Here is an 11,972-nt window from a genome sequence, read left to right on the forward strand (position 1 = left end):
CCGATGATCGTCTCAGCCGATCACCGCCCGCATGCAACGGCCCAGCCGGCACGGCGGCCGAACCGGCGCCGCAGAAGTCCGCTCGTCCCCCTGCACGCCGGCACGGGTTCAGGATGCCGATCCGCTCCCGTATCACCTGCTGACACACGTCCCCACGTCCTGTCACTCCGCGACTCGTTTTGTGAGACCACTCATGCCTGAACAGCTCCAACCCGATCCGAAGCGCTGGACAGCGCTCATATTCATCGCGCTCGCCCAGCTCATGGTCGTGCTCGACGCGACCGTCGTGAACATCGCGTTGCCGTCCGCCCAGAAGGACCTGGGCATCTCCAACGGCGACCGTCAGTGGGTCATCACCGCCTACACCCTGGCCTTCGGTGGCCTGCTGCTCTTCGGTGGTCGCATCGCCGACCTGTGGGGACGCAAGAACGCCTTCATCGTCGGCCTGCTCGGCTTCGCGGCCGCCTCCGCGATCGGCGGCGCCGCGGTCAACCCGGCCATGCTCTACGGCGCCCGCGCCCTGCAGGGTGCCTTCGGTGCGCTGCTCGCCCCGGCCGCCCTCTCGCTGCTCGCGGTGATGTTCACCGAGGCGAAGGAGCGCGCCAAGGCGTTCGGTGTCTACGGTGCCATCGCAGGCGCCGGCGCGGCCGTCGGCCTCATCCTCGGCGGCGTGCTGACCCAGTACCTGAACTGGCGCTGGGTGCTCTTCGTCAACATCGCGTTCGCCGTCGTCGCCGTCATCGGCGCCGTCACCTACATCCACGAGCCCGCCAAGGGACGCAACCGCAACCGTCTCGACGTCCCCGGTGTTGTCCTCGCGAGCGCCGGCCTGATCACCCTCGTCTACGGCTTCAGCCGTGCGCAGACCGACGGCTGGACCTCCGCTGTGACGATCGGCCTGTTCGTCGCCTCCGTGGTGCTGCTGTCCACCTTCGCCTTCGTCGAGTCCCGGGTCCGGGCGCCCCTGCTGCCGCTGCGCGTCGTCACCGACCGCAACCGCGGCGGTATCTACCTCTCGCTCGGCCTCGCCGTCATCGGCATGTTCGGCCTGTTCCTGTTCCTCACGTACTACCTCCAGCAGGTCAAGGACTACTCGGCGCTCAAGTCCGGGTTCGCCTTCCTGCCGATGGTCGGCGGCATGGTCGTGGGCTCCACCCAGATCGGCGCGCGGCTGATGCTGCGGGTCCGCCCCCGGCTCCTCATGGGCCCCGGGTTCCTGGTCGCCGCGATCGGCATGTCGATCCTCGCCCAGATCAAGGTCGACTCCAGCTACGCCGAGGTGCTGCTGCCCGGCCTGATCCTCATGGGCCTCGGCATGGGCACCGCGTTCATGCCGGCGATGAGCCTGGCCACGTACGGCGTGCGCCCGGAGGACGCGGGCGTGGCGTCCGCCATGGTCAACACCTCGCAGCAGGTCGGTGGTTCCATCGGGACCGCGCTGCTGAACACCCTGGCGGCGAGCGCGACCACCTCGTGGGCGGGCAGCCACATCCACAGCCTGGCCGACAAGAAGAACCCGTTGCTGATCAACGAGGCCGCGGTCCACGGCTACTCCGTCGCCATCTACGTGGCGATGGGCATCCTGCTGGCCTCCTCGGCCATCGCGTTCACCTTCCTGAACGCGGGCGTCCAGAACAGCACCGCCCGTGCCGACGGCGACGACTCCCTCGACGAGGTCGCCATCCCCGTCGTCGCCCACTGACGGTGACCACCGCGTCCTAGGCGCAACGCGCGAACGGCAGGTCCCCACCGCTCCGGATCACCGGAGAGCGGTGGGGACCTGCCGTTTCCCGCACCTGTACCAGCGGCTGCACCACGCGTCCAGGGACGCAGGCGCGTCCGGCCGCCTTACTGCAAGACCCTGTGCCGGTCGCCGGGGCCGAGAGCCGATCGGGTACGCGCTACAGGCCCTCGGGCCAGTTGTAGGACGCTGGCACCTGCACCTTGTCGGCGGGGGAGCCGTACACCAGGGCGATCTCCTCGTGAGCGGCCAGCTTCAACGCGGCCGGGTCGCCTGCCCGCTCCTTGCCGTTGACGTACACGTGCAGTTCCTTGCCGCCGCCGACCTTCAGCGGACCGAGCGCGTCCGCACTGATGGGCACGTTCCACTCGGTCATGAACTCGCCGAGCGTGAAGTCCCGCTTCACCGGCGACTCGATGTGCACGACGCCTGATGTGTCGTGGGTGTGCAGCGGGCTGATCTGCTGCGCGGACTCATCGATGCCGACCAGGGCCGGCACCGTCACGGCCTTGCCGTCCACGTACACGTCCAGGTGACTGTGGATGTGCAGCACCTGGCCCTCCTGGCCGAGCATCGGCAGCCCGGCTGCCTTCACGTGCGCCGAGGCGTCGGCAGGCGCCGGCCACGACAGCGGCGAGGCCGCCGGACCGGCGGGCTTGCTGTCGGCCGAGTCCGTCTTGCTGGGCGAACCACCGCCGCCGCTCGACCCGCAGGCGGCCAGCAGGGCCGCTCCGGCCAGCACAGCAGCGCCGGTCGTGATGCGTCGTTTCCGCATGGGTGTGGGTGTCTTCCTGTCAGCCGAACTGGACGGAGCGCTTGGCGAGCCCCATCCAGAAACCGTCGATGATGCTGCGCTGGCTGCCGAGCTCGGACCCGGCGGCGCCGAGCGTAACGAAAAGAGGCGCGAAGTGCTCGGTGCGCGGATGGGCCAGCCGTCCCGCCGGAGCGGTGTGCTCGAAGTCCATCAACCCGTCGATGTCCTCTGCCTGCAGCGCCCGGTGCCCCCAGTCGTCGAACTCGGTCGACCAACTCGGCGGCCCGCTGCCCGCGTGCCGCAGTGCCGCAAGGTTGTGCGTGAAGAAACCGCTGCCGACGATCAGCACGCCCTCGTCGCGCAGCGGCGCGAGCCGGCGCCCGATCCCCATCAGCTTCTGCGGCTCCAGCGTCGGCATCGACACCTGGAGCACGGGGATGTCGGCCGCCGGGAACATCTCCACCAGGGGGACGTACGCCCCGTGGTCAAGGCCGCGCTCCGGCACGTCCTGCACCGGCTGACCGGCGCCCCGCAGCAGCTTGCGTACGTCCTCCGCGAGCGCGGGGGCTCCAGGAGCGTCGTACGTCACCTGGTAGTAGTGCTCCGGGAAGCCCCAGAAGTCGTACACCAGGGGCACTGGGCTCGTCGCGCCGATCGCCAGGGGTGCCTCCTCCCAGTGCGCGGAGACGATGAGGATCGCCTTGGGGCGGGGCAGGTCTGCTGCCCAGGCGGCGAGCTGTCCCGGCCACACGGGGTCGTCGGCCAGCGGCGGCGCTCCATGGGAGAGGTAGAGCGCGGGCATACGTTCTGGTGCTTGCGTGGACATCGCACCCTCCTTGAAATTTCAAGCTTACGGACGACGGTAGCGCCTGCGGTTGAAACTTCAAAGAAATGCCTCGGTGATCCGTGCGCTCGCCCTGCCTTACCCGCACCCGGGGATCTCAGCCGAGCCGCTTCTCGAACCACGCCACGTCGTGGTACTCGCCGAACTTGCGACCCACTTCCTCGTACAGGCCGACCTGCCGGAACCCGAACCGCTCATGGATTCGCACCGAGGCGTCGTTCGGGAGGGCGATGCCGGCGTACGCGCGATGAACGTCCTCTGCCACGAGCAGCTCGAAGAGCCTCCCGTACAAGAGGCTGCCGATCCCGCGGCCGCCGGCGTCCGGAGCAAGATAGATGCTGGTCTCCACCGACGTCGCATACGCGGCCTTCGGGCGGAACGGGCTGCTGGTCGCGTAACCGACCACTCGTCCCGTGGAACCCGGTATCCGAGCAACCATCAGACGATGCGGGCCGTCTTTCGCATGGGAGAGCAGCCACGGGCGGCGCTCACTGGGCGTGAGGGGAGCAACGTCGAACGTGATGGCCGTCTCGCGGACGTAGTGGTTGTAGATCTCCGTGAGGGCGACCAGATCGTCCTCGCAGCCAGGACTGACCTGCACGTTCATACGATCCGGCACCATATGGCCTCTCTGTGTGGCGGAACAGGGTACTGCATGATCATAAAAAACAGGTGACGACATGGGAATTGTGTCCGTATTCCAGTCGTTATCCAGAGCGGAAGGGGCAGCCGCAGAACAGGAGCCGCCGACAGCGGAAGCCGGCGATGCGACCGAACCGATCCGAAAGACAGACTCTTCGCACCTTCGAAAGGGAGCACGCATGGCAACCCGTGCCGTCGCCCGTCGTCACGCAGGCGGGACCAGCAGCGTTCGCGCCGCAGGCGGGGAAGTCGCCGACCGCGACCTCGTCGGCATGTACCTGGACGAGATCGCGCGCACACCGCTGCTCGATGCCGCCAGGGAGGTTGAGCTGTCCCGGGACATCGAAGCAGGCGTCTACGCGGAGCGCATACTCACCGCCGACACCGAACTGCCCGCAACCGCAGGCGGCGACGTGCAGCGAGAAGAACTCGAAAAGCTCGTCGCCGCAGGTGAACGCGCCAAGGACATCTTCATTCGCTCCAACCTTCGCCTGGTAGTCGCCGTCGCCCGACGCTACCCCCGCAGCGGCCTCCCGCTGCTGGACCTGATCCAGGAGGGGAACGCCGGCCTGGTACGCGCCGTCGAGAAGTTCGACTACGCCAAGGGATTCAAGTTCTCCACCTACGCGACCTGGTGGATCCGGCAGGCCATTACCCGGTCCATCGCCGACCAGTCGCGCACCATCCGGCTTCCTGTTCACCTCGTCGAGGAACTCGGAAGGATCCGCCGCGTCCAGCGCGAATTCAACCGGGAGAACGGCCGCGACGCCGAGCCCGCCGAGATCGCCACCGAACTGGGTTCCACTCCCGAGCGCGTTTCCGACGTCCTGGACTGGGCCCGCGACCCGGTATCGCTCAACATGTCCGTTGACGCCGAAGGCGAGACCGAATTCGGCGACCTCGTCGAGGATGGTGCAGCGCCCTCGCCGGAGGACTCCGTCCTGGTCATGCTGCGCCGGGAAGAGCTCGACGGCCTCATCGACCGACTCGACGACCGCACCGCGTCCATCATCAGGGCCCGCTACGGCATCGTGGACGGCCGCGAGCGCACCCTCACCGAGGTCGGCAAGGAACACGGCCTCACCCGCGAACGTATCCGCCAGATCGAGAAGCACGCCCTCGCTGACCTCAAGCGAATGGCCCGTGCCACCGGGCTGGACTACGAAGCGGCGTAACCCATCGCCACGCACAGCGTGGCCCCAAGACCCGGACCCCGGCGCATCCCCCCCGCGCCGGGGTTCGGCCTGTCCTACCGGCACCCACCGTGCGCGGAATGAGACGCTGCCTGCCATGAACGACGACCGCGCCGGCGGCAGCGAACAGCCCGACGCACCGGACCTGCCAGAGCGTTCCGGCGAACACCCGGACGAGCCACACCACAACAACCTCGGCCCGCGTCTGAACTGGCTGCGTGCCGCGGTCCTGGGTGCCAACGACGGCGTGGTCTCCACCGCGGGCATCGTTGTCGGTGTCGCTGGTGCCACGGACTCCCGATCCGCGCTCCTGACCGCGGGACTCGCCGGACTCCTCGCCGGGTCGCTGTCGATGGCTGCCGGTGAGTACGTCTCCGTCAGCACCCAGCGCGACTCCGAGCAGGCAGCCCTCGCCGTCGAACGAGAAGAACTCGCGGCCACCCCCCAAGCCGAGCTCGCCGAGCTCACCGACCTGCTCGAAAAACGCGGCATCACCCACGAACTGGCGCGCGAGGTCGCGGAACAACTCACCGCCCGTGATGCACTCGGTGCCCATGCCCGCGTTGAGCTCGGCATCGACCCCGACCAACTCGCCAACCCCTGGCACGCCGCCTGGGCGAGCTTCGTCTCCTTCACCGCTGGAGCGCTGCTGCCGCTCCTGGCCATCGTGCTGCCACCGCACGGCTGGCGCCTGGCCGTCACCGTCGTCTCCGTACTCGTCGCTCTCGTCGCCTGCGGCACGATCAGCGCCCGCCTGGGCAACGCGCCGGTACGTCCTGCGGTCCTGCGCAATGCCGCAGGAGGCATCATCGCGATGGCCGTCACCTACGCCGTCGGCACGCTCCTCGGTGCCGCCGGGATCTGACCACGCCGACGGGGGTCTCCGAGCTCACCCGGGATGCGCCTCGCCAGGGCGCGCCGGGTTCGGAGATTTGGCCGACCTCGCCCACCGCTTCATCCGCTCAACCGACGCTGCCGGCCTCCGGATCGTTCAGTCGTCCTGTTTCGACGAAACGCTCCAGGCACACCAGATAGGGCGCGATGTCGATGCCCTGCTCGGCCAGCCAGGCATCCGCGTAGTACTTCTCGACGTAGCGTTCCCCGGGGTCGCACAGCAGCCCGACGACGCTGCCGCGCTCACCGCGCTCACGCATCTCCGAGATGATCCGAAAAGCTGCCCACAGGCCCGTTCCGGTCGAGGCTCCCGCGCGACGACCCAGCAGCCTCTCCAGGACGCGGATACTCGCGACCGAAGCCGCATCCGGCACCCGCATCATCCGGTCGATGGCGCCCGGCACGAAACTCGGCTCAACGCGTTGCCGGCCGATCCCCTCGATCCGCGAACCGATCGCAGTCGTGGCGTCCGGGTCGCCGTCCCGCCAGCCTGCGAAGAAGGCCGAGTTCTCAGGGTCGGCCACGCAGATCCCCGTGGTCGCCTGCGCGTACCGGACGTATCGGGCCAGCGTCGCCGAAGTGCCCCCCGTTCCCGCGGTCGCCACGATCCAGGTCGGGACCGGGTGACGTTCCGCAGCCATCTGCCGGAAGATCGACTCCGCGATGTTGTTGTTGCCCCGCCAGTCCGTTGCGCGCTCCGCGTACGTGAACTGGTCCATGTAGTGGCCGCCGGTCTCCAGGGCGAGCCGGGCGGCTGCCTCGTACACCTCGCTCGGGTTGTCCACCAGGTGACATCGCCCGCCCTGGAACTCGATCAGCTCCACCTTCGACCGGACCGTTCCGCGGGCCATCACGGCCACAAAGGGGACACCGATCAGACGGGCGAAGTACGCCTCCGACACCGCCGTCGATCCACTCGAGGCCTCGACCACCGGCCGACCCGGCCGGACCCATCCGTTGCACAGGGCGTACAGGAACAGCGAGCGGGCCAGCCGGTGCTTGAGGGAGCCCGTCGGGTGGGTCGATTCGTCCTTCAGGTAGAGGTCCACGCCCCAGTTCGTCGGAAGCGGAACTGACAGCAAATGGGTATCGGCGGACCTGTTGGCGTCGGCATGGACCTTCGCCACAGCAGTGCTCAACCAGTGACGGTACGCGAGGTCGCTTCGGTCGATGTCCAGTACCTGCGCGACTCCCCCGGCGGGCGGGGGCGGGCCGGACGGCGTCGGCTTCGGTGTGTCCATGGGGCCAGGTATATCCGGCCTGAGGGCTCAAACGGACACTTGGGGTATCTCCGTACACGTTCTTGGGTGGTGACGGTTCCCGAGAGTCCTGCGCACCGCCGTACGCTGGTGGCATGAGCACAGGCGACGAAACCGGGCGCGACCCCGAAGCGGTCGACCCGAGGTCGGCAGGCGCCGCCTCGACGGGCGCGCAGGCCTCCGAGGAGACATCGCCGTCCGCGGGCGCCGGACTCGTCTTCGACGATCCGCTCGATCGGCCCTCCGCCGATGACACCGACCGTGGCTGGGGCGATGGGTCCTCTGGAACGGCGGACGACGACTTCACGCGCTTCCTGAACGAGAAGCCGCCGCACCACCTCTGAAGCAGCTGCGCGCGGCCACTGTCCCTGCCGTCGGCGCGGCTCGCACGAACCGATTTCGCCGCAGCGATCAGTTGCCGGCCCGGGGAGCGACCAGTGCGTCCCGGATGTCCCTCAGCAGTACGATCTCGTCGGCCTCGGGCGCCTTGTCCTCCACGATCGGCTCCTGCGGCCTGCGCTTGGCTGCCTGATGCGCCAGGAAGCGGGCCATCGGCGCGACCATCAGGAAGTACACCACTGCCGCGGTGATCAGGAATGTCAGCATGGCGCTGAGTACCGAACCCCACATGATCGGGACGCCGCTGACCACGTCCCCCTTGCCGTTCACCTTGCAGGGTCCTTTGAGACAGGACGAGTACCCAGCGAGGTCCTTCGTACCGAAAGCACCGACGAGCGGATTGATGAACCCGCTCACCACCGAGTTCACGACGTTGCTGAACGCGGCACCGATGACCACCGCCACGGCGAGATCGATCACGTTCCCGCGAGTGATGAATTCCTTGAAGCCCGCCAGCAGGCTCGGGTTTCCCCTGTCGATCACCGTTGTGCCTCTCCTCGTACGCCGTCGCGGCGTATTGATGCGTGTCGCCATAGAAGGCACTGCGAGGCGAGGCTGTCCAATTTCCCTTCACGAACGGGTGATTCAGCACAGTGCCACCGCCAGGGATGAGGTCGCGGCCGCGCCGGACAAGGCTGCGGCCGTACTGCGCGGCACCGCCAGCACGATCAGCGCGCCACTGGGCGTGGCTGCTCCTTCGGTTCCCACCGGAACTGCCTGCTGAGAATGGATGGGGTCCGGTGGCAGTGCCACGACCGCGGCACCGGACGCCACCACTCGAGGGCCGGCCAGGACGTCCACCCTTACGCCCGGGCGTAGAAGGGCCACCGCTGCCGGATCTGCGATCCGCACAGGCGCTTTCACCAGCGGATCTGCCGGGGTCTTTCGTGACGCGGCGGCTGGTGTCGCCGCCGGCGCGGGACCGCGAGGCCTCGCTGGAGATCCCTGTGTTGGCGGGTCGCCGTGTGCCGTGGACACGGCGAACAGGGCTGCCGCCACGGCCATCCCGGCAGCGAGTTGCCGCCGTCTGCGCCGGAGAGTCGTCGCAAGCTTTCCTCCGCCCCTGCCGCCGGCGTGGATCGGTGGGAAGAGGGGGAGCGCGACGCGTGGCGGGGTGTAGGGCTCAAGTGCGCCCGGCATTGCCTTGGTGTGCGCCTGGGGGAGCGTGCAAGAGGCAGGGAGAACGGCGGGAATTGGGGATTGCATGCTGGAGCACCGCCCGAGGTGGAAGGAAGAACCGACCGAGGTCCGGTCGGTGTTTCCACGATCGCGCAGTTTCCGCAACGCCGTTCAAGCCCCTGTGGAAAACCAGAGCGCTTGTGGAAAATGGCTCATCCATTGGGGCGAAAGGAGATTGCGGCCATTGACCGCCGGCGTCGATGTGCTAGGGAAGTGTGATGCCCGGTTCCTGGCCGCCGAGCGGGTTCACGCACAGGCAGTCGCGCCCACCGTTGTCGGGCAGGGCTGCGACCACGTCGAAGAGGACGTCGCGCATTCGGCCGACATTGGCCGCGAAGACCTCGAGGACTTCCTCGTGCGAAACGCCCTCGCCGGTGTCGGCGCCTGCGTCCAGATCCGTCACCAGCGTCAACGACGTGTAGCAGAGGCCGAGTTCCCGAGCGAGGACCGCTTCGGGGTGTCCTGTCATCCCCACGACCGACCAGCCCTGGGCCGCGTGCCACAGTGACTCCGCACGCGTGGAGAAGCGGGGGCCCTCGACGACGACCAGCGTCCCGCCGTCGACGGCTTCCCAACCGCTCTGCTTGGCGGTGCTGACCGCGGCCTTGCGGCCCACCGGGCAGTACGGATCCGCGAAGGTCACATGGACCACGTTCGGCACCTGACCGTCGGCCCGCGCCTCGCCGTCGAAGTACGTCTGCACCCGGCCTTTGGTGCGGTCGACGAGCTGGTCGGGGACGAGAAGGGTGCCCGGGCCGTATTGCGCACGCAGCCCCCCGACCGCACACGGCCCGAGGATCTGGCGCGCTCCTACGGACGCGAGCGCCCACAGGTTGGCGCGGTAGTTGATCCTGTGCGGGGGCAGATGGTGCTTGCGCCCGTGCCGTGGCAGAAACGCCACCCGGCGTCCAGCGACCTCGCCGATGAACAGGGAGTCACTGGGCACGCCATAGGGAGTGTCGATAGTGACTTCCGTCACATCGTCGAGGAACGAATAGAACCCGGACCCACCGATGACGCCGATCTCGGCCTGCGCCTGCGCGCCGCTGCTCTCCACCATGGAGATCACCCTATTCGGCGCCACGCGACACGAAGAACCCCCGCTGTACGCAGCAGCGGGGGTTCGTTCGGTCTTGAGTTCTTGGGGTGCCCCCGAACACGCAGGTCAGGCTGCCGACGTGTTGCTCGAGGACGTAGAGGAGCTGGACGGTGTCGCGCTGTTCGAGCTCGAGGACTTGCTGCTTTCGGTGGACTTGCTGTCCGAGCCGCCACTCTTGGGTGTCGGGGTGCTGCTCGACGACGACCCACGGCTGTCGGTCCGATAGAAACCGGAGCCCTTGAAGACCACGCCCACCGCCGAGAAGACCTTGCGCAGCCGCCCGCTGCAGTTGGGGCACTCCGTCAGCGCGTCATCGCTGAACTTCTGCACCGCCTCAAGGGCCTCGCCGCACTCGGTGCACTGGTACTGGTACGTCGGCACTTGCTCCTCCTGGCACTCTCACTTGTTGAGTGCTAACGACGCTCAATAGTGCAGTATTTCCCGCCGTCAGTCCACTGAGACGGGCGGACGGTGACCGATCCCACCCGTCACGGCCCGTCCGGCAGGGTGGGGCAGCAGGTGCGCGCGCAATCCCGCCAGTACTGCGAGTGCCAACGCCGTGCCCGCCAGGGGCACGGCGAATCCGGCGGAAGAACCTTGTGCATCGGTCAGCAGGCCGGCCACGGTCACCGCTATCGCCTGTCCGAACGCCACGGCCCCGGTCAGCCACGTGAAGGCTTCGGTCCGCACTGTTCGCGGTACGAGAGCGTCGACAAGCGAGTACGCGGTCACGATGGTGGGCCCGATGAACGCTCCTGCAATCAGCGGGAGCACGCTCAACAGGGCGAGGGAATGGGCGGCCCACAGGGGCGCGCAGGCCACCGTGAGACCCGCGTATGCCGCGAGCAGCCGAGTGCGCGGCCCGTGACGCCAGGAGACGGCGCCGTAGGCCGCTCCGGCCAGCATGTTGCCGGCAGCGAACATGCCGTAGAGGACGCCGTTGAGGCCGGGTCGATCGATCTCCTGAGTGAAGGCGGCGAGCGACACCTGCATGCCACCGAACACGGCGCCCACACCCAAGAAGGCGACCACAAGGGCGCGCACCCCAGGCAGCGACAAGGCGGATGCGTGCGCGACACCGCTGCTCGCCGAAACCCTATGAGCAGGTGGTTCCGAAAGTCGCTGTGCGGCGAACAGTGCGCCACCGGCGACGGTCAGCGATGCCTCGGCGACCAACCCGGCAGCCGGGTGCACGCCAGTGCACAGTGCTGTCGCGAGGACCGGGCCGACCACAAAGGTGAACTCGTCGCTCACCGACTCGAAGGCGGCTGCGGTCTGCATGAGAGGGGATGAGGGATCGTCCAGGGCGACGGCCCAGCGGGCTCTCACCATCGGCCCGATCTGGGGAACCGTGGCCCCCACCGGTACGGCGGCCGCGAGGAGCCACCAGGCGGTTATCCCGGTCGCTGCGAGTGCCACGACGCCCAGGACGGACAACGCATGGAGGGCGATCGCGGGCAGCAGGACCGCGCGCTGTCCGTAGCGGTCGGCCAGCCGACCGCTACGGGGCGCGCACAGGGCCATCGAGGCCCCGGTGATGGCCGCGGCAGCACCGGCGGTCCCGTAGGAACCCGTCGCGTGCCGGACGAGCAGCACCATGCTGATGGTGAGCATCGCCAGCGGCTGCCGCGCGGCGAGGCCGGGGACGACGAACGCCCACGCCTTGGGGGTGCGGAGAAGGGTCCGGTAACCCGGGCTCTGCGCCTTGCTGTCCGGCGGGCCGGACACATTCGGGGAGCCCGCACGTGAAGGCGGGGGTGAAGCCGGGGAGGACAAGGGGGGAGGTGGGGAGGCTGGCACCTTGGATGCCACTGTCCGGACTTTCTGCCGCCTGGTGGTGTGAGCACGCGCCTTGGGGCATGCAGACACCGAGGACCGTCCGCTCAGCGCGGGTCTCCGCGCCGGTCCTGCGTCAGGCAGGGATCGCATTCGACATGAACGGGGTCATGATACGTAAGCCACTCCGCG

General features: G+C 68.4%; 12 protein-coding genes. 4 read left to right on the forward strand and 8 right to left on the reverse strand.

Annotated features, from left to right (window positions below; translation table 11 throughout):
• The first annotated feature begins 193 nt into the window (after positions 1-193).
• Positions 194-1,702: an MFS transporter gene (locus C4U44_RS12040; RefSeq protein ID WP_103885691.1), complete on the forward strand. Its 1,509-nt coding sequence runs from the start codon at positions 194-196 to the stop codon at positions 1,700-1,702.
• Between the two features lie 199 nt (positions 1,703-1,901).
• Here C4U44_RS12040 and C4U44_RS12045 read toward each other — a convergent pair whose 3' ends face one another.
• The 3 genes from C4U44_RS12045 to C4U44_RS12055 form a co-directional block, all read right to left on the reverse strand.
• Positions 1,902-2,516 (reverse strand): hypothetical protein, encoded by a 615-nt coding sequence (locus C4U44_RS12045; protein WP_103885692.1) that lies wholly within the window; start codon positions 2,514-2,516, stop codon positions 1,902-1,904.
• A gap of 19 nt (positions 2,517-2,535) precedes the next feature.
• Positions 2,536-3,321: a dioxygenase family protein gene (locus C4U44_RS12050; protein WP_103885693.1), complete on the reverse strand. Its 786-nt coding sequence runs from the start codon at positions 3,319-3,321 to the stop codon at positions 2,536-2,538.
• Between the two features lie 115 nt (positions 3,322-3,436).
• Complete coding sequence (locus C4U44_RS12055; RefSeq protein ID WP_235031999.1) at positions 3,437-3,946, reverse strand: GNAT family N-acetyltransferase; 510 nt, start codon at positions 3,944-3,946, stop codon at positions 3,437-3,439.
• A gap of 214 nt (positions 3,947-4,160) precedes the next feature.
• Here C4U44_RS12055 and C4U44_RS12060 point away from each other — a divergent pair, with 214 nt between their 5' ends.
• Together C4U44_RS12060 and C4U44_RS12065 are read left to right on the forward strand one after the other, a co-directional pair.
• Positions 4,161-5,156: a sigma-70 family RNA polymerase sigma factor gene (locus C4U44_RS12060; protein WP_103885695.1), complete on the forward strand. Its 996-nt coding sequence runs from the start codon at positions 4,161-4,163 to the stop codon at positions 5,154-5,156.
• Positions 5,157-5,271: 115 nt separating this feature from the next.
• Positions 5,272-6,039 carry a VIT1/CCC1 transporter family protein gene (locus C4U44_RS12065; protein WP_103885696.1) on the forward strand — a complete coding sequence of 256 codons (768 nt, stop codon included), beginning with the start codon at positions 5,272-5,274 and terminating at the stop codon, positions 6,037-6,039.
• Between the two features lie 97 nt (positions 6,040-6,136).
• Here C4U44_RS12065 and C4U44_RS12070 read toward each other — a convergent pair whose 3' ends face one another.
• On the reverse strand, positions 6,137-7,309 hold the full coding sequence (locus C4U44_RS12070; protein ID WP_103885697.1) for a PLP-dependent cysteine synthase family protein: 1,173 nt from the start codon (positions 7,307-7,309) through the stop codon (positions 6,137-6,139).
• 113 nt (positions 7,310-7,422) lie between these two features.
• On the opposite strand from C4U44_RS12070, the gene C4U44_RS12075 reads away from it, so the two are divergent.
• Positions 7,423-7,671: a hypothetical protein gene (locus tag C4U44_RS12075; RefSeq protein WP_103885698.1), complete on the forward strand. Its 249-nt coding sequence runs from the start codon at positions 7,423-7,425 to the stop codon at positions 7,669-7,671.
• Between the two features lie 67 nt (positions 7,672-7,738).
• Here the strand turns inward: C4U44_RS12075 and mscL are convergent, their stop codons facing one another.
• The 4 genes from mscL to C4U44_RS12100 form a co-directional block, all read right to left on the reverse strand.
• Positions 7,739-8,209 (reverse strand): large conductance mechanosensitive channel protein MscL, encoded by a 471-nt coding sequence (mscL, locus tag C4U44_RS12080; RefSeq protein ID WP_235032000.1) that lies wholly within the window; start codon positions 8,207-8,209, stop codon positions 7,739-7,741.
• A 901-nt stretch (positions 8,210-9,110) separates the two neighbouring features.
• Complete coding sequence (locus tag C4U44_RS12090; protein ID WP_103885837.1) at positions 9,111-9,965, reverse strand: S-methyl-5'-thioadenosine phosphorylase; 855 nt, start codon at positions 9,963-9,965, stop codon at positions 9,111-9,113.
• A gap of 105 nt (positions 9,966-10,070) precedes the next feature.
• Positions 10,071-10,385 carry an FmdB family zinc ribbon protein gene (locus C4U44_RS12095; protein WP_103885701.1) on the reverse strand — a complete coding sequence of 105 codons (315 nt, stop codon included), beginning with the start codon at positions 10,383-10,385 and terminating at the stop codon, positions 10,071-10,073.
• Positions 10,386-10,451: 66 nt separating this feature from the next.
• Entirely contained in the window at positions 10,452-11,618 is a 1,167-nt protein-coding gene (locus tag C4U44_RS12100) for an MFS transporter (RefSeq protein ID WP_407642823.1), read from the reverse strand.
• Between the last annotated feature and the right edge of the window lie 354 nt (positions 11,619-11,972).

Origin of the sequence: Actinacidiphila yanglinensis (assembly GCF_900107965.1) — a bacterium.
GTDB classification, from domain to species: domain Bacteria; phylum Actinomycetota; class Actinomycetes; order Streptomycetales; family Streptomycetaceae; genus Actinacidiphila; species Actinacidiphila yanglinensis.